The organism is Janthinobacterium psychrotolerans (genome assembly GCF_001677885.1).
Taxonomy (GTDB): domain Bacteria; phylum Pseudomonadota; class Gammaproteobacteria; order Burkholderiales; family Burkholderiaceae_D; genus Janthinobacterium; species Janthinobacterium psychrotolerans.
Window position 1 is genome coordinate 1 of record NZ_LOCQ01000043.1, and the last position, 16,430, is coordinate 16,430.

Annotated in this window: 14 protein-coding genes, 2 tRNA genes and 1 pseudogene; 3 read left to right on the forward strand and 14 right to left on the reverse strand. The window is 63.0% G+C overall.

Going from position 1 to position 16,430, the window contains the following annotated elements; genetic code table 11:
• The 3 genes and pseudogenes from ASR47_RS04315 to ASR47_RS04325 all read left to right on the forward strand — a co-directional run.
• Window positions 1-198 (forward strand): annotated as a pseudogene (locus tag ASR47_RS04315) (IS1595-like element ISJsp4 family transposase); the annotation flags it as partial.
• Window positions 199-302: 104 nt separating this feature from the next.
• A tRNA-Val gene (locus ASR47_RS04320) sits at window positions 303-378 on the forward strand.
• Between the two features lie 54 nt (window positions 379-432).
• Window positions 433-509, forward strand: a tRNA-Asp gene (locus ASR47_RS04325).
• A 162-nt stretch (window positions 510-671) separates the two neighbouring features.
• Here the strand turns inward: ASR47_RS04325 and ahpF are convergent.
• The 14 genes from ahpF to ASR47_RS04395 all read right to left on the reverse strand — a co-directional run bounded on the left by ahpF (window position 672) and on the right by ASR47_RS04395 (window position 16,313).
• The gene (gene ahpF / locus ASR47_RS04330; protein WP_065306532.1) at window positions 672-2,267 is read right to left on the reverse strand and encodes an alkyl hydroperoxide reductase subunit F; all 1,596 of its coding nucleotides are present in this window, start codon (window positions 2,265-2,267) and stop codon (window positions 672-674) included.
• Window positions 2,268-2,365: 98 nt separating this feature from the next.
• Complete coding sequence (gene ahpC / locus ASR47_RS04335; protein WP_065306533.1) at window positions 2,366-2,929, reverse strand: alkyl hydroperoxide reductase subunit C; 564 nt, start codon at window positions 2,927-2,929, stop codon at window positions 2,366-2,368.
• A 156-nt stretch (window positions 2,930-3,085) separates the two neighbouring features.
• Entirely contained in the window at window positions 3,086-3,493 is a 408-nt protein-coding gene (locus tag ASR47_RS04340) for a DUF3597 domain-containing protein (RefSeq protein WP_065306534.1), read from the reverse strand.
• 193 nt (window positions 3,494-3,686) lie between these two features.
• Window positions 3,687-4,079, reverse strand: a complete 393-nt coding sequence (rbsD, locus tag ASR47_RS04345; RefSeq protein WP_065306535.1) for a D-ribose pyranase — start codon at window positions 4,077-4,079, stop codon at window positions 3,687-3,689.
• A gap of 8 nt (window positions 4,080-4,087) precedes the next feature.
• Window positions 4,088-4,999 carry a ribokinase gene (gene rbsK / locus ASR47_RS04350; RefSeq protein WP_065306536.1) on the reverse strand — a complete coding sequence of 304 codons (912 nt, stop codon included), beginning with the start codon at window positions 4,997-4,999 and terminating at the stop codon, window positions 4,088-4,090.
• Window positions 4,996-6,033 carry a LacI family DNA-binding transcriptional regulator gene (locus tag ASR47_RS04355; RefSeq protein ID WP_065306537.1) on the reverse strand — a complete coding sequence of 346 codons (1,038 nt, stop codon included), beginning with the start codon at window positions 6,031-6,033 and terminating at the stop codon, window positions 4,996-4,998. Before ASR47_RS04355 ends, rbsK begins: the two co-directional genes overlap by 4 nt.
• A 20-nt stretch (window positions 6,034-6,053) precedes the next feature.
• Window positions 6,054-7,025, reverse strand: a complete 972-nt coding sequence (locus ASR47_RS04360) for an ABC transporter permease (protein ID WP_065306538.1) — start codon at window positions 7,023-7,025, stop codon at window positions 6,054-6,056.
• Between the two features lie 19 nt (window positions 7,026-7,044).
• Window positions 7,045-8,598: a sugar ABC transporter ATP-binding protein gene (locus ASR47_RS04365; protein ID WP_065306539.1), complete on the reverse strand. Its 1,554-nt coding sequence runs from the start codon at window positions 8,596-8,598 to the stop codon at window positions 7,045-7,047.
• A gap of 77 nt (window positions 8,599-8,675) precedes the next feature.
• The gene (locus ASR47_RS04370; protein WP_065306540.1) at window positions 8,676-9,635 is read right to left on the reverse strand and encodes a sugar ABC transporter substrate-binding protein; all 960 of its coding nucleotides are present in this window, start codon (window positions 9,633-9,635) and stop codon (window positions 8,676-8,678) included.
• A 148-nt stretch (window positions 9,636-9,783) separates the two neighbouring features.
• Entirely contained in the window at window positions 9,784-10,656 is an 873-nt protein-coding gene (locus ASR47_RS04375) for an EamA family transporter (protein ID WP_065306541.1), read from the reverse strand.
• A gap of 389 nt (window positions 10,657-11,045) precedes the next feature.
• Window positions 11,046-13,307: a YgiQ family radical SAM protein gene (locus ASR47_RS04380; protein WP_065306542.1), complete on the reverse strand. Its 2,262-nt coding sequence runs from the start codon at window positions 13,305-13,307 to the stop codon at window positions 11,046-11,048.
• Between the two features lie 223 nt (window positions 13,308-13,530).
• Entirely contained in the window at window positions 13,531-13,830 is a 300-nt protein-coding gene (locus ASR47_RS04385; protein ID WP_065306543.1) for a DUF4404 family protein, read from the reverse strand.
• An 11-nt stretch (window positions 13,831-13,841) separates the two neighbouring features.
• Window positions 13,842-14,051 carry a VF530 family protein gene (locus tag ASR47_RS04390; RefSeq protein ID WP_065306544.1) on the reverse strand — a complete coding sequence of 70 codons (210 nt, stop codon included), beginning with the start codon at window positions 14,049-14,051 and terminating at the stop codon, window positions 13,842-13,844.
• A gap of 99 nt (window positions 14,052-14,150) precedes the next feature.
• On the reverse strand, window positions 14,151-16,313 hold the full coding sequence (locus ASR47_RS04395) for a M3 family metallopeptidase (RefSeq protein ID WP_065306545.1): 2,163 nt from the start codon (window positions 16,311-16,313) through the stop codon (window positions 14,151-14,153).
• Between the last annotated feature and the right edge of the window lie 117 nt (window positions 16,314-16,430).

The following is a 16,430-nucleotide window of genomic DNA, read 5'->3' on the forward strand; positions in this document are numbered from 1 at the left end:
GGCACGGTGCATGTGCAGAACGTCAACGCCTATCACAGCCGGCTGCGTGGCTGGCTGCGCGCGTTTCATGGCGTGGCCACGCGCTACCTGCCCAACTACCTGGGCTGGCGCTGGATACTCGACGCCAAAAGAATATTGTCGCCCGAAAGCTTGCTCAGGGCCACTTTGGGGACGTTCCCACATTTGATGGTGACATAGCCAAAAAATTTTGCATTTTTAGTTGCACAAGCGGGAAACTGCCCTCTATAATAGTGCCTCTTCCAGACGTGGTGACAAACGTCGGGATAGTTTTCTGGGTATGCGGGTGCTTAGCTCAGTTGGTAGAGCGGCGCCCTTACAAGGCGTAGGTCGGGAGTTCGAGCCTCTCAGCACCCACCAAATCGGAAAACTGTCCAGTGCTTCATGGATCAGCAACACAGATCATACGAGCTTGGAGTGGTAGTTCAGTTGGTTAGAATACCGGCCTGTCACGTCGGGGGTCGCGGGTTCGAGTCCCGTCCGCTCCGCCAATAAAAGAAAAGCCCTTTGGTTCTCTGAACCGAAGGGCTTTTCCCATTTCAGATCGGCAAATGCACTGCTCCAGCGCTGGCCCTGATTCCCTCGCCGCGAGCGGACATGAAAAAACCGGAACCGCCTGGCGGCGGTTCCGGTTTTTTTGATGCCGCGAACGCTTATGCGGTCATCGCTTCTTTCGAGGCAGACTCTTCCACCACTTCCTCGTCGCCCGAACGGATCAGGTGGTCAAAGGCGGACAGTGCTGCCTTGGCGCCTTCGCCGGTGGCGATGATGATCTGCTTGTACGGCACGGTGGTGACGTCGCCGGCTGCGAACACACCCGGAATCGAGGTCTGGCCACGGGCGTCGACTTCGATCTCGCCGTGGCGCGACAAGGCCAGGGTACCTTTCAGCCATTCGGTGTTCGGCACCAGGCCGATCTGCACGAACACGCCTTCCAGGTCGATTTTTTTCGCTACACCTGACACGCGGTCGTTGTACGACAGACCGTTGACGATCTGGCCGTCGCCGTGCACTTCGGTGGTTTGGGCCGAGACGATCACCGTCACGTTAGGCAGGCTGTGCAGCTTGCGTTGCAGCACCGCATCGGCGCGCAGTTCCGCGCCGAACTCGATCAGGGTCACGTGCTTGACCAGGCCGGCCAGGTCGATCGCCGCCTCCACGCCCGAGTTGCCGCCGCCAATCACGGCCACGCGCTTGCCCTTGAACAGCGGGCCATCGCAGTGCGGGCAGTAAGCCACGCCCTTGTTGCGGTATTCCTTCTCGCCCGGCACGTTGATTTCCCTCCAGCGGGCGCCGGTCGCCAAAATGACGGTCTTGGCTTTCAGCACGGCGCCACCGGCCGTTTCGATCTCGATCAATTTGCCTGGCGTCAGTTTGGCGGCGCGCTGGGTATTCATGATGTCGACGTCATAGGTCTTGACGTGCTGTTCCAGCGCCGTGGCAAATTTCGGGCCGTCGGTTTCCTTGACCGAGATAAAGTTCTCGATGGCCATGGTGTCGAGGGTCTGGCCGCCGAAACGCTCGGCCAGCACACCGGTATTGATGCCTTTGCGGGCGGCGTAGATGGCCGCTGCCGCGCCGGCAGGACCGCCGCCGACGATCAGCACGTCAAACACGTCTTTCTTGCTCAAGGCCGCTGCCTGGCGTACGCCGGCGTTGGTGTCGAGCTTGGCGAGGATTTCCTCGACATTGGTGCGGCCCTGGCCGAAATGCTGGCCATTGAGGAACATCATCGGCACGGCCATGATCTGGCGCGCTTCGACTTCTTTCGGGAACACGCCGCCATCGATGGTGGTGACCTTGATGCGCGGGTTGATCACCGACATGGCGTTCAGTGCCTGCACCACTTCCGGGCAGTTATGGCAGGACAGCGAAATAAAGGTTTCAAATTCGAAATCGCCGTCGAGGTTGCGGATCTGCTCGATCACGGCCTCGTCGAACTTGATGGTGTGGCCGCCCACTTGCAGCAAGGCCAGCACCAGCGAGGTGAATTCATGGCCCATCGGCACACCGGCGAAACGCACGCCGATATCGGTGCCGGCACGGTTGATGCTGAACGACGGCGCGCGTACGCCAGCGTCAATGCGCTCGACCAGCGTGATCTTGTCGCTCAACAGGACTATTTCCTGGAGCAATTCTTTCATCTCGCGGGCCTTGGCGCTGTCATCGAGAGATGCGACCAGCTCAAGCGGATACACCACTTTTTCCAGGTAGGATTTCAGTTGGGTTTTGAGGGTAGCGTCTAACATGATTCTTTTTCCTTTTACAAATATTTAGGCGTATGCCGGGCCGGACGCCCGGTCCGGCATCGCGGTAACTACTTGTTTGCTGCGTCGTGCATTGAAGCTTAGATCTTGCCGACCAGGTCCAGCGACGGGGTCAGCGTCGATGCGCCTTCGGTCCATTTGGCTGGGCACACTTCGCCTGGGTGAGCGGCGACGTATTGTGCAGCCTTCACTTTGCGCAGCAGTTCCGATGCGTCACGGCCGATGCCGTTGTCATGCACTTCCAGCACTTTGATGAAGCCGTCAGGATTGATGACGAAAGTACCGCGCAGTGCCATGCCTTCTTCTTCGATCATGACTTCGAAATTGCGCGACAGGGTGCCGGTCGGGTCGCCGATCAGTGCGTATTGCACTTTCTTGATCGCGTCCGAGGTGTCGTGCCATGCCTTGTGCGCAAAGTGCGAATCGGTCGAAACGCCATACACTTCGACGCCCATTTGCTGGAACGTGGCGTGGTGATCGGCCAGGTCTTCCAGTTCGGTTGGGCAAACAAAGGTGAAATCGGCCGGGTAGAACATGAAGATCGACCACTTGCCTTTCAGGGACTCTTCCGTCAGGTCGACGAATTTGCCGTTGTGGTATGCGGTTGCCTTGAATGGTTTAACTTGGGTATTGATGAGCGACATGGTCATTTCCTCTCGTGTGGTGAATCAGTAAGACCCTAGTGTAAAGGGTTTTGTCTCATACTCAAAATTGATTGTCACAATATATTCAATTAGTTTTGACTATCGTGACGTGATGCAAGCCCCATCATGGGGGCTTGCAGGTAGATTGAACAGCGATCAGTTCTTCAGCGCGTCCGGCACTTTGCCGCCGTTTTCGGCCAGTTTGACCATCACCTGGCGGTGCAGCCAGATGTTCATGCTGGCCGAATCATTGGTGTCGCCCGTGAAATGCAGTTCCTGCGCCAGTTCCTTGCGCGAAGCCAGGCTGCTGTCGAGTTGCAACAGTTTCAGCAGGTCGACGATGGAGGTGCGCCAGTTGAGTTTTTCCGGATTTTTTTCAGCCAGGCTGGTCAGCACGGCTTCGACGTCGACGGCTGGTGCCGGGGCTGCCGGCGCGGCCGCGGGAGCAGGCGCTGCCGCAGATGGCGCCGGTGCGGCCGGAGCCGCCGGGGCTGCAGGCGCAGCCGCTTTGGCGTCCTCGCCATGATGAAAAATCTTGTTGTAGATGTTGGTAAAAATGCCCATGTATGCACCTCTTTAGGTCAGTGGATGGAAGTATCGATGGAGATCGTGCCAGACGAGTATAAGCCGGGAACGGCAACGCACGGCGTCCCGCTGGCCAGGCATCAGCTGGCGGCGGGAGGCGCGTGTTTCAAGGGGAGCGGCGCCGCCAGGAGCTGGCGGCGGGCACTTCAGGAAGGCAGGACGGTGATGATGGTCAGAACACCACGCCGGCGACCAGGATCACATTGGCGTAGGGGCTGCATTCGCCGGTGCGCACGATGGCGCGCGCGCGCTTGCTCAGCTGCTTGAACTCTTCATGCGACAGCCGGCGCGCGTCCGGCAGGCCCAGCGCCGCCACTTGCGCGGCGATCGCCGGGTTGTGATGCGGCAGTTCGGTGGCCAGGAAATGGTGCTCGACCTGCATTTCGCTCAGCACCGTGGTGACGGTGTCGATAAAGCCGGGGATGCCATGCGTGAGCGCCAGGTCGATCAGCGGCACGCCGGGCTGCGACGGCAGGCCGGCGTCGCCGATGACGACCATGTCGCCATGGCCCAGCGAGGCGACCAGTTGCGACAGGGCGATATTGAGCAGCGGTGATTTTTTCATGGGGTCAATTAATACAGTTCGTGCAGATGGGGAATCGAGGTTTGCGCACCGGGCTTGGTGACGCTCCAGGCGGCCGCGCGCTGGCCTTGCGCGATCGCTTCGGCTTCGTCCAGGCCCGACGCCAGGCCGGCCACGAAACCGCCGATAAAGGTGTCGCCGGCGGCCGTGGTGTCGACCGCCTGCACAGCCTGCGCCGGGAAGTCGTGATCACCGCCGTACAGGGCCGCATGCACGCCCTTGGCACCGAGCGTGATGATGATGTTGTCGCTGCCCTGCGCCCGCAGCGCGCTGGCCAGCGCTTTCACATCGTTCGCGTCGACCTCGGCGCCGGCCAGCATGGCCGCCTCGATTTCGTTCGGGATCAGATAGTCGACCAGCGCCAGCACGTCGGCCGGCACACGGGCGGCCGGGGCCGGGTTCAGCACCACGGTCTTGCCCAGCGAGCGCGCCAGCCTGATGGCGTGCACCACAGTGTCCATCGGCACTTCCAGCTGCAGCACGACGATGTCGGACTGTTCAATGAGTTCTTTGGCGGCATCGATATGCGCCGGGCTCAGGCAGTCGTTGGCGCCGCCGGCCAGCACGATGCTATTCTGGCCCTTGTCGTCGACCAGGATCGAGGCGATGCCCGAGGCCACGCCCGGCACGGTGGTCAGATGGCTGTCGATGATGCCGTCGGCCACCAGCGCGGCGCGCAAGGTGGCGCCGAACTCGTCGTCACCGACGCAGCCCAGCATGGCCACCTGCTGGCCACCGGCGGCGACCTTGCCGCTCATGCGCGCGCAGGCGACGGCCTGGTTGGCGCCCTTGCCGCCAGGAATGGTACGGAAGGCGCCGCCCGTCAGGGTTTCGCCGGGAAGCGGCATGCGCGGCACGCGCAAGACCAGGTCCATATTAATGCTGCCGATAACCACGATCATGGTGTCATTCCCATCAGTTCAGTAAAAGGTGAAGTCAAAGTATGGCCGGACGAGCCGCGCACATGCAGCACCGGCGCCACGCTGCGCTGCTGGCGCGGCAAGGCGGGGTCGGCGATGCGCGCCAGCAGGCAGGCGGCCGTGATATGGCCCAGTTCGCGCGTATTTTGCGCCACGCTGGTGAGCGGCGGGTGGACGAAGCTGGCCAGGTCGATATCGTCAAAGCCGACCACGGCCAGCTGCTCCGGCACGGCAATGCTCAGCTCGGCGGCGGCGCGCAGGGCGCCAAAGGCCATCAAATCATTGCAGCAAAACAGGGCGTCGGGGCGTAGCTCGGCGGGCAAGCCCAGCAGGGCCAAGGCGGCCGCATAGCCGCCGGCGCTGGAAAAATCGCTGTGGCGGCACAGATCGGCGTCGAAGGCCACGCCGGCCTCGTGCAGGGCGCCGCGCACGCCGTCGATGCGTTCGTTGGAAATGCCGACTTCCTGCGGCCCGGCGATGCAGGCGATGCGGCGGCGGCCCAGTCCCAGCAGGTGCCGGGCCGCCAACAGGCCGCCGGCGCGGTTGTCGACCGCCACCGCATCGAGCGACAGGTCGCACGGCGCGCGGTCGAGCAGCACGGCCGGCACCTTCATTTTATGCAGCAGTTCGCCGTCGCGGTCGGCCAGCGCGGACAGAATCAGCCCGTCGCAGCGCTTGGTCAGCAGCACGTTCAGGTACTCGCGCTGCTTGACCGGATCGTCGTCGGAATTACACAGGATCACGCTGTAGCCGGCCGCATAGCAGCTGTCTTCGATGCCGCGCGCCACTTCCGAAAAATACGGGTTGGTATTGTTGGGGATGATCAGACCGATGGTGCCGGTGCTGCGGCACTTGAGCGCGCGCGCCAGCGCGCTGGGCACGTAGTGCAGCTGCTCGACCGCCGCCAGCACGGCCGCGCGCGCCTCGTCGCTGACGGGGCGCGTGTTGTTGAGCACATGGGAGACGGTGGTAAACGACACCCCCGCCACCTGTGCCACCTGTTTGATGGTCGCCATGAAAGGCCCGGTGCCGGCGCTTAGGCGCGTTCGCCGCGGCGGCGATAGGTGTCGAGCACCACGGCGGCGACGATCACCAGGCCGGTGACGATGCGTTTCACGGGTTCGGACACGCCAACCTGCGCCAGGCCCGCTTCCAGCACGGAAATGATCAACACGCCGATAAAGGTGCTGATGACGGAACCACGGCCACCCATCAGGCTGGTGCCGCCAATCACCACGGCGGCGATCACCTGCAGTTCCATGCCGACGCCGCCGTTCGGGTCGGCCGCTTCCAGGCGCGAGACCTGGAACAGCGCACCCACGCCGGCCAGCAGGCCCATCAGCGCGAAGACCAGCACTTTCGACGGCTTCGGATTGATGCCGGACAGCCGCACCGCTTCTTCATTGGTGCCGATGCCGATCCAGTGACGGCCCAGCACGGTGCGCGTGAGCACCAGGTGGCCGATAACGACGATGGCGATCGAGGCGATAAAGGCGGGCGACAGGCCGAACACGATCGGCGAGCTGATGCCTTCAACGGCGCTGCCGATATATTCGGTGCGCGAATTGGTCACCTGGTAGGCCAGGCCGCGCGCCATTTCCAGCACGCCCAGGGAAACGATGAACGACGGGATGCGCCAGCCGACGGAAATCAGGCCGGTGATCGCGCCGCAGGCGCCGGCCACCAGCATGCCCAGCATGGCCGCGCTCCAGACCGGCCAGCCCCAGTGCACCACCGCCAGCGACAGCACCGAGGCGGCCAGCGCCATCACCGAGCCGACCGACAGGTCGATGCCGCCGATAATCAGGATAAACGTCATGCCGACCGCCATCACCACCAGGGTCGGGATATTGTTCGACAGGGTGCTGAGCGTGGCCAGGGTAAAGAAGTTTTCGCTGGCAAACGAAAACAGCACGCACATGGCCACCAGCGCGCCGATCAGGCCCGCATAGTTTTTCAGGTCGGCCAGGCTGCGCTGCAGGTAGGAAGGGGAAGAAGGTGTGGTCATGGATAGCTTTCCGGCGGCATCAAGCCGCGGCGGGGGTGGAAGGAGTGTTCATGTAGCCGGAGAAGGCGGCCGACAGCAGCGCGTCCTGGCTCCAGGCGCCGCGCGCGAAGGTGTCGACGATCTTGCCGGCGCTCATCACGGCGATGCGGTCGCAGATCAGCATCAGTTCGCGCAGGTCGCTCGACACGATGACCAGGCCCTTGCCCTGGCGCGCCTGTTCGGCCAGCACCTGGTAGATGTCGAATTTGGCGCCGATATCGATGCCGCGCGTCGGCTCGTCGAACAGCATCACGGGGCAGTCGCGGTACAGCCAGCGCGCGATCACCACCTTTTGCTGGTTGCCGCCCGACAGTTCGCCGACGGCCTGCTCGCAGTTGCGCGAACGCACGCCGAGCTGGCCGATATAGTCGTTGGCGACCGTGGCTTCGGCCGCATGGTCCATCCAGCCGCCACGGTTGACGGTGTCTAACGAGGCCAGCGTGGTATTGATGGCGATCGACTGGCGCAGCAGCAGGCCCTGGCCCTTGCGGTCTTCGGTGATCATGGCGATGCCGGCTTTCACGGCGGCCTGGGGCGAACCGAGCACGGCCGGCGTTTCGCTGTCGCCGAGGAACACCTGGCCCGTATCGGCGCGGTCGGCGCCAAAGATCAGGCGCAGCAATTCCGTGCGGCCCGAGCCGATCAGGCCGGCGATGCCGAGGATTTCGCCGGCGCGCAGGTCGAACGAGGTAGGGTGCACGACGTCGCCGCGCGCCAGGCCGCGTACGCGCAGCAGCGGCGCGCCGATGGTGCGCCCGCTCAGGTCGATCTCGTCGTCGGCCGACCGGCCCACCATCAGGCTGACCAGGTCGGCCGCCGTATGGCCGGCGATATCGTCGTCGCACACCAGCTGGCCGTCGCGCAGCACGGCGATGCGGTCGGCCACGCGCTTGAGTTCTTCCAGGCGGTGCGAAATATAGATGATGGCCACGCCTTCGGCCTTCAGGCGTTCAATCTGCAGGAACAGCAGCTCGACTTCGCGGTGCGTCAGCATGGCGGTCGGCTCATCGAGCACCAGCAAGCGGCAGGTGCCGATCAGGTTGCGCGCGATTTCAATCATCTGCTGGTGGCCGATGCCCAGTTCGCCCACCAGGGTCCACGGATCGAGCGCGCCCAGGCCGACTTTTTCCATCTGTTCACGCGCGTCGCGTTCGAGGCGGGCGCGGTCGATCCAGCCGAAACGTTGCGGCAAATTCTTCAGGTACAGGTTTTCGGCGATCGACAGGGTCGGAATCAGGTTCAGTTCCTGCATCACCATGCGGATGCCGAGCGCCTCGGCGGCGCCGCGCGAGGCCGGCTGATACGGTTTGCCATCGAGCAGCATGGTGCCCGTGGTGGCTTGCTCCAGGCCGCAGACGATCTTCGACAGGGTGCTCTTGCCTGCGCCGTTTTCGCCCGTCAGCGCCAGCACCTGGCCGGGAATGAAACGCAGGGCCACGCCACCGAGCACGGGGCCCACATAGGACTTGCCGATATTATCGAGCGTGAGCAAAGGGGTGGCGGCAGAGGACGCCGCAGGGATGTCGGTAGGCATGAAAGCTCCGCGTAAAAGGACAAACGGGGCTGGCGCCTGCCATTGCGGCACACGCCAGCCCCGGCGGGATCAGACGATCAGGACTTGGCGCCCTTGGCGACCAGTTCCACTTTGGTTTCGATGGTGCCACCCAATTCGGCCTGCTTTTTCTTCTCAGCAATGGCCTTCAACACGGCTTCGATACCGAACACGGCTTGCTGCGAACCGAACTGGTCGGCGGTCGCCAGCACGCGGCCGTCGGCCAGCATCGGCTTGATGGCGTTGATGTTATCGTAGCCGACGACTTTTACCTTGCCGGTCTTGCCGGCGGCCTTGATGGCCGACACGGCGCCGATGGCCATGTTGTCATTGCCGGCCAGGATGGCGGTGATGTTCGGGTTGGCGTTCAGCATGGCGGCGGCCACCGTGTTGGCCGGTGCGATTTCCCACTGGCCCGACTGGACGCTGACGACTTTCGCGCCGGCGCTGGCCATCGCGTCCTGGAAGCCCAGGGTACGCTGCTGCGCGTTGTAGGTGGTCGACACGCCTTCGATAATGGCGACCTGGTCGCCCTTCTTGATCTGCTTGGCCAGGTAGTCGCCGACCAGCTTGGCGCCCTTGCGGTTGTCCGGGCCGACGAATGGCACCGAGATGCCTTTTTCTTTCAGGGCGGCGTCGTCGAGCTTGTTGTCGATATTGACCACCAGGATGCCGGCGTCGACGGCTTTCTTCAGTACCGGCACCAGCGCTTTCGAGTCGGCCGGCGCGATCACCAGGGCGTTCACGCGCGAGACGATCATCTGCTCGACCAGCTTGATCTGGCTCGAGGTATCGGTTTCATCCTTGATGCCGTTCGACAGCAGGTCGTACTTGGCGGCGTTGGCTTTCTGGTGCGCCTTGGCGCCGTTTTCCATGGTCAGGAAAAATTCGTTGGCAAGCGACTTCATCACCAGTGCGACCTTCGGTTTGGCCGTCGTCTGCGCCATCGCAGGCAAGGCTGGCAGGGTGCACACGAGAGCGGCGGCGGCGATCATTTTGAGGCGAATACGGGATGTCATGTCAGTCTCCAGGGTATGGTTGGGCAAGCACGTCTGAGCAATGCTTTTTTGTAAAACGCTGCGCGCAAACGTTTGCGCGTAGCGAAGTGTGCCTCAATGCCACATAACAGTGCAAGCAATTCTGTGTGTGCAGTGCAGCAAAGTGGTGTCAGGACTGCCGCACACTGGCCCACTGCACCGCCAGCACGCTGGCCAGCACCATCAGCAGGCCGAGCATGGACCAGCCCGTCATGGCCTGCCCCAGGATCGCCCAGCCCAGTACCACCGCCATCAGCGGGCTCAACAGCCCCAGCGACGATACGGCCACCGACGACAAGCGCGCGATACCGCGAAACCACAACCCATAAGCCAGCAAGGCGCCCGCCAGGCACAGATAGGCATAGCCCATGAGCTGAGGCAGCGACAGCGCGGGCAGCGGCGCGTCGGCCAGCCAGGCTACGGGCGCCAGCATCAGTCCACCCAGCAACAGTTGCCAGCCCGTCAGCGCCAGCACGGGCAGTGACGGCTGCCAGCGCCGCGTCAGGTAGGTGCCAGTGGCCATGCAGGCCGTGCCCGCCAGCGCAGCGGCGATGCCAACCGGCTCCCAGACGGTGCGCGGCGACAACAGCAGCACGCCCATGCCTGCCACGCCCAGCACGCTGGCCGGCAGCGCCAGGCGGGCCGGACGGCGCCCTTCCACGCTCCAGGCCAGGCCCATCACCAGCAGCGGCCCGATGGCGCCCACCACCGCCGCCAGGCCACCGGGCAAGCGATAGGCGGCGACAAACAGCAGCGCCTGGAAAACACCGATATTGAGTGCGGACAGGATCAGCACGCGCAGCCATTCGCTACGCGCCGGCAGGCGCCGCATCAGCAGCACCAGCAGCAGGCCCGCCGGCAGGACGCGGATCAGCGCCGCCGTAAACGGACGGTCCGGCGGCAGCAGTTCGGAGGTGACGATATAGGTCGAACCCCAGATCAGGGGCGCGAGCGCGGTGAGCACGATATCGCCCCAGGCGGGGCGGGTGGCAGTAGAAATCATGGCAACTATCTTGGCATTAAGATAGATGGAGTGTGCCCACCAACTATCTTGATGTCAAGATAAACCCGGCGCCAGGCCTAACGCCGTTCAGTTAGCGTCCCCAAGCTCCCGGCAAACCTGTAACCCGGATTAAAACCCCAGTCGCCCGCACAGGCCCACCGGGCCAAGCGAGGCTGAAAAATGTCGAGGGCAAGGCGCAGCGACGAAGACAGTACGCATGGTCGGCGAGGAGCTGCAACGCCGCCATCGGCATTTTCTCGGGCGCGCGCCTCCGGCCCGCCATTTTTACCTTTGTACGCCTTACGCATTGGCATGCGTTGGAAGCTTAACTGAACGGCATTACGGCGCCAGGCCGGGTTTGGGAGGAACCACCGCAGGCTGGCGAGCGCCTAGCGACGACCACCGCGCGCCGGCGCGCCCCCCTTGGCCGGCGCCTTGCCACGGCTCATCGGCGCAGACGCAGCCGCGGCCGGCTTGGCCCTGGTCTTGATGGTCGACAGAATCGACGGCCGCACTTTCGACTCGGCCGCCGAGGCTTTCGGCGCGGCCGCCGTGCCGCCCAGGGCGATCCGGTTCTTGCCCGGCGTGACCTTGAACTTGTCGGGCGTGCCGGCGCCATGCGTCTGGCGGCTGCGCTCGCCTGCGGCCAGGCCGCCCGATTCGGACGAGGTCCAGGCCGGGATCAGATGCTTGTCGCCATTGCCGATCAGGTCGCCACGGCCCATGTTGACCAGCGCTTCGCGCAGGATCGGCCAGTTGGCCGGGTCCTGGTAGCGCAGGAAGGCCTTGTGGGTGCGGCGGATCTTGCCGCTGCGCGCCGTTTCCACCGTTTCCGAGTCGGCGGTCACCTTGCGCAAAGGATTCTTGCGCGTGTGATACATGGTGGTGGCCATCGCCATCGGCGTGGGCATGAAGGTCTGCACCTGGTCCAGTTTGAAGTTGTTTTTCTTCAGCCACAGCGCCAGGTTCAGCATGTCCAGGTCGGTGGTGCCGGGGTGGGCCGCGATAAAGTACGGGATCAGGTACTGCTTCTTGCCCGCTTCGAGCGAGAAACGGTCGAACATTTCCTTGAATTCATCGTAAGCACCGATGCCGGGCTTCATCATTTTCGACAAAGTGCCCTCTTCCGTGTGCTCGGGCGCGATTTTGAGCAGGCCGCCGACGTGGTGGGTCACCAGTTCCTTCACGTATTCGGGCGAACGCACGGCCAGGTCGTAGCGCAGGCCCGAGCTGATCAGGACCTTCTTGATGCCCGGAATCGCGCGTGCCTTGCGGTACAGGGAAATGAGCTTGCTGTGGTCGGTACCGAGGTTGACACAGATCGATGGGTACACGCACGACAGGCGGCGGCACGACACTTCGATCTCTTTTTCCTTGCAGGCCAGCCGGTACATATTGGCGGTCGGGCCGCCCATATCGGAAATGGTGCCCGTAAAACCTTTGGTTTTATCGCGGATATGCTCGATTTCGCGCAGGATCGACGGCTCCGAACGGCTCTGGATGATGCGCCCTTCGTGCTCGGTGATCGAGCAGAAGGTGCAGCCGCCAAAGCAGCCGCGCATGATGTTGACGGAAAAGCGGATCATTTCCCAGGCCGGGATATGCGCCTTGCCATAGCTCGGGTGCGGCGCGCGCGCATAGTTCATGTCGTACACGCCGTCCATCTCGTCCATCGCCAGCGGCAGCGGCGGCGGATTGAGCCACACGTCGCGTTCGCCATGCGCCTGCACCATGGCGCGCGCATTGCCCGGGTTCGATTCCAGGTGGAACACACGCGAGGCGTGCGCATACATCACCGGGTCGTCCTTGACCACATCGTAGGCCGGCAGGCGCACCACGGTCTTGTCGTGCTTTTCCTTGGCCATCGCCAGCCGCTCTTCGCGGCTCATGATGCGGATCGGCTTGATCACTTCGGCCGACTTCGAGGCGTTCTCGGTGGCGCAGGCGGTTTTGTCTTCCTGCACCATCTCGTACGGGCTGTAGTGCGGATCGATCTTGCCGGGCACGTCGACGCGGGTGGAATTGTGCACGCCCCAGTCGTCGCCGGGCAGCCAGCCGGCCGGCACCATGAAGGCGGTGCCGCGCAGGTCGCGGATATCCTTGATCGCTTCGCCGGCGGCCAGGCGGTGCGTCAGGTCCACCAGCGCGCGCTCGGCATTGCCGAAAATCAGCAAATCGGCCTTGGAATCGGGCAGCACGGAACGGCGGACCTTGTCCGACCAGTAATCGTAGTGGGCGATGCGGCGCAACGATGCTTCAATGCTGCCGATCACCACCGGCACATCCGGATACGCTTCGCGCGCGCGCTGGGCGTAGACGGTGACGGCGCGGTCCGGACGCTTGTTCGGTTCGGCGTTGGCCGTGTAGGCGTCGTCGGAACGGATCTTGCGGTCGGCCGTGTACTGGTTGACCATGGAATCCATATTGCCGGCGGTCACGCCGTAATACAGGCGCGGCTTGCCGAGGATGCGGAAGGCGTCGGCCGACAGCCAGTCGGGCTGGCTGATGATGCCGACGCGGTAACCTTGCGCTTCGAGCAGGCGGCCGACCAGGGCCATGCCGAAACTCGGGTGGTCGATATAGGCGTCGCCAGTGACGAGAATGACGTCGCACTGGTCCCAGCCCAGCGCATCCATCTCGGCGCGCGACATCGGCAGGAAAGGCGCTACGGCAGCGCGGGCAGACCGCTTGGGAACGGTCGCAAATAAATTGACAGGGGAGTTCATTGGCCCGATTGTACCGGAATTGGCCATTTCAAACCTGACAGCCTGAATTTGACTGTTGGATTCTGGTGCAAAAAACGTTTATGTTTCAATCACTTGGGGGCAATGCGTCCCAGCGGGGCGCATTGCGATCGCGTAGCGACAGATCCCCTCAAATCCCCATATTGGCCAGAATCTCACCGAGTTCGCGCAGCGCCGGCTCCAGTTTCGGATGCTTGACCGCAAACTTGGCCGACAATTCCTGGCTGCGCTCGGCCAGCCCATAGGTGGTCGATTCTGCTTCCTGCGATTCCTGGGCTTCCTGGGCTTCGAGCGCGGCGCGCTTTTCCAGCAACAGGCGGATATCGCCATCGAGCTTGTGCAGCAAACCCTGCAACTCTTCATCGACGGGGCCGCTGGATTCCAGGTTGGACCGCAGCTGGTGTAATGATTCCTTGAGTTTGCTTTCCATGTTTTTTCCTGTCAGTCAGTAAATTGCGTGTCCAGGTACAGCTGCTCCACCTTGCTCCTGGCCCACGGGGTCTTGCGTAAAAACTTCAGGCTCGACTTGATGCTCGGCTCGCTGATAAAGCAATTGATATCGATGCGCTTGCCCAAACCATCCCAGCCGTAATGGGCTTGCAGTCGCGTCACGATCACTTCCAGGGTGACGCCATTCAAATCTTGACTCATTATTCTCTCTCGACTACACATTTTCCATATTACTCAATTCTACGCCGAGCGCACGTTACGCTTGCATCGTTCGCTCAGGAACCATGCAAGCGTCTATGTTTATTGCGTCTTCAGGCCACGGCGTTCCAGCAGCGGCTCGACGGTGGCGTCGCGGCCGCGGAAATCACGGAACAGCTGCAGCGCGTCGACGCTGCCGCCACGCGACAGCAGCTTGCTGCGGAACCAGTCGCCGTTCTTGCGCGTCAGGCCGCCGTTTTCCTTGAACCAGTTGACCGACTCGGCATCGAGTTTTTCCGACCACAGGTAGGCGTAATAGGCCGCCGAATAGCCGCCCGAAAAACTGTGCGAGAAGTAGCTGGTGCGGTAGCGCGGCGGCACCGGCGCGTAGTCGACGCCAGCGTCTTTCAGGGACGCCGCTTCAAACGCCAGCACGTCGGTCGGTATCTGGCCCGGCGCCAGCTGGTGCCAGCGCTGGTCGAGCAGGGCGGCGGCCAGGTATTCGGTGGTCATGAAACCCTGGTTGAATTTTTTCGCCGCCATCACCTTGTCGAGCAGTTCCTGCGGCATCGCCGCGCCGCTCTGGTAGTGCTTGGCGTAGTTCTGCAGCACTTCCGGCCAGACGGCCCACATTTCATTGACCTGCGACGGGTATTCGACAAAGTCGCTCGGCACGCTGGTGCCCGAGAAGCGCGGGTATTTCACGTTCGAGAACATGCCGTGCAGCGCATGGCCGAATTCGTGGAACATGGTGGTCACTTCATCGAACGTCAGCAAGGTCGGCTGGCCGGCCGGCGGCTTCGGAATGTTGAGCTGATTGGCGATCACGGGATGCGTGCCCATCAAGCTGGACTGCGACACATATTCATTCATCCAGGCGCCGCCGTGCTTGTTGCCGCGCGCATAGAAGTCGGCGATGAACAGCGCCAGCGGCTTGCCGTTGGCGTCGATCACGTCATATACGCGCACGTCCGGGTGATACACCGGCAAATCGGTACGCTGCTTGAAGCTGATGCCGTACAGTTTATTGGCGGCAAAGAACACACCGTTGTTCAGCACGCTGTCGAGTTCCAGGTAAGGCTTCAACTGGTTTTCATCGAAATTGAAGCGCTGCTTGCGCAGCTTGTCGGTATAGATGGCCCAGTCGGCGGCCGCCACGGCAAAACCGCCTTTTTCCGCGTCGACCAGGCCCTGCAGGTCGGCCGCTTCGCGGCGCGCATTGGCCACCGCCGGTTTCGCCAGTTCCGACAGCAAGGTGTTGACGGCCGTGGTGGTTTTCGCCGTCTGGTCTTCCAGCGCGTAGGCCGCGTAGTTCGGGTAGCCGAGCAGGGTGGCGCGTTCGGCGCGCAGCTTGGCCAGTTTCAGCACGATGGCGCGGTTGTCGAATTCACCGCCCTGGCTGCCGCGATTCAGGGAGGCGTCCATCAGGCGCTGGCGTGTGGCGCGGTTGGTCAGGACGGCCAATGGCGGCTGGCCGCTGGTGTTGACCAGGGCGATCACGAACTTGCCGTCCAGGCCGCGCTCCTTGGCGGCGGCGGCGGCCGTGTCGATATCGCTGTCGGTCATGCCGGCCAGCTCTTCGCGGGTGCCCACCACCAGGCCCCTGGCATTGGTTTCCTTGAGCACGTTTTGCGCAAACGCCGTTTCCAGCCCGGCCTGCTCGACGTTGTAGGCTTTGAGCTTGTTCTTGTCGTCGTCCGACAGCTTGGCGCCGGCGCGCACGAAATCGGTGTGGTAGCGGTCGAGCAGGCGCAGCGATTCGGCGTCCAGGCCCAGCTTGTCGCGCTTGACGTACAGGGTGTCGATGCGGGTAAACAGTTTCGGATTGAGGCTGATGGCGTCGGCATGCGCGGCCAGCAGCGGCGAGACCGTCGTTTCCACCGCTTCGAGCGCGGCATTGGTGTTGGTCGAGGTCATGTTGCTGAAAATGCTCTGCACGCGGTGCAGCAGCTGGCCCGAGCGTTCCAGCGCGACGATGGTGTTTTCAAACGTCGGCGCCTGGCGGTTATTGGCGATCGCATTGACTTCGGCCAGGTGGCGCTTCATGCCTTCGTTAAACGCCGGCGCGTAGTGTTCATCCTTGATCAGGCCGAACTGCGGCATCTGGAACGGCAGCGGGCTCGCTTTCAACAGCGGGTTCTGTGCGCTGACGGCGGCGGCGGGCGCGCTCTTCGGCGCACCAGTAGCGGCGGCGGCCATGGCTTGCGGGGCGGCGTGGGCCAGCATGACGCTGGCGGCGATGACGAGCAGTGGTGGACGGATCATGACATCTTTCAGAAGTGCGGGAAGAACCGCGACCGTGCCGCGGACCAGTGGCAGATGATAGCAGGGCAGTTCGCCAAGGTGGCGCCTCGGGGCGAATGCACGATTTACCACGGCACG

Bases quoted from the DNA above. Each gene is read 5' to 3' on its own strand.
- ahpF (WP_065306532.1), bottom strand. From the start codon at position 2,267: ATGTTAGACGCTACCCTCAAAACCCAACTGAAATCCTACCTGGAAAAA.
- ahpC (WP_065306533.1), bottom strand. From the start codon at position 2,929: ATGTCGCTCATCAATACCCAAGTTAAACCATTCAAGGCAACCGCATAC.
- ASR47_RS04340 (WP_065306534.1), bottom strand. From the start codon at position 3,493: ATGGGCATTTTTACCAACATCTACAACAAGATTTTTCATCATGGCGAG.
- rbsD (WP_065306535.1), bottom strand. From the start codon at position 4,079: ATGAAAAAATCACCGCTGCTCAATATCGCCCTGTCGCAACTGGTCGCC.
- rbsK (WP_065306536.1), bottom strand. From the start codon at position 4,999: ATGATCGTGGTTATCGGCAGCATTAATATGGACCTGGTCTTGCGCGTG.
- ASR47_RS04355 (WP_065306537.1), bottom strand. From the start codon at position 6,033: ATGGCGACCATCAAACAGGTGGCACAGGTGGCGGGGGTGTCGTTTACC.
- ASR47_RS04360 (WP_065306538.1), bottom strand. From the start codon at position 7,025: ATGACCACACCTTCTTCCCCTTCCTACCTGCAGCGCAGCCTGGCCGAC.
- ASR47_RS04365 (WP_065306539.1), bottom strand. From the start codon at position 8,598: ATGCCTACCGACATCCCTGCGGCGTCCTCTGCCGCCACCCCTTTGCTC.
- ASR47_RS04370 (WP_065306540.1), bottom strand. From the start codon at position 9,635: ATGACATCCCGTATTCGCCTCAAAATGATCGCCGCCGCCGCTCTCGTG.
- ASR47_RS04375 (WP_065306541.1), bottom strand. From the start codon at position 10,656: ATGATTTCTACTGCCACCCGCCCCGCCTGGGGCGATATCGTGCTCACC.
- ASR47_RS04380 (WP_065306542.1), bottom strand. From the start codon at position 13,307: ATGTCGCGCGCCGAGATGGATGCGCTGGGCTGGGACCAGTGCGACGTC.
- ASR47_RS04385 (WP_065306543.1), bottom strand. From the start codon at position 13,830: ATGGAAAGCAAACTCAAGGAATCATTACACCAGCTGCGGTCCAACCTG.
- ASR47_RS04390 (WP_065306544.1), bottom strand. From the start codon at position 14,051: ATGAGTCAAGATTTGAATGGCGTCACCCTGGAAGTGATCGTGACGCGA.
- ASR47_RS04395 (WP_065306545.1), bottom strand. From the start codon at position 16,313: ATGATCCGTCCACCACTGCTCGTCATCGCCGCCAGCGTCATGCTGGCC.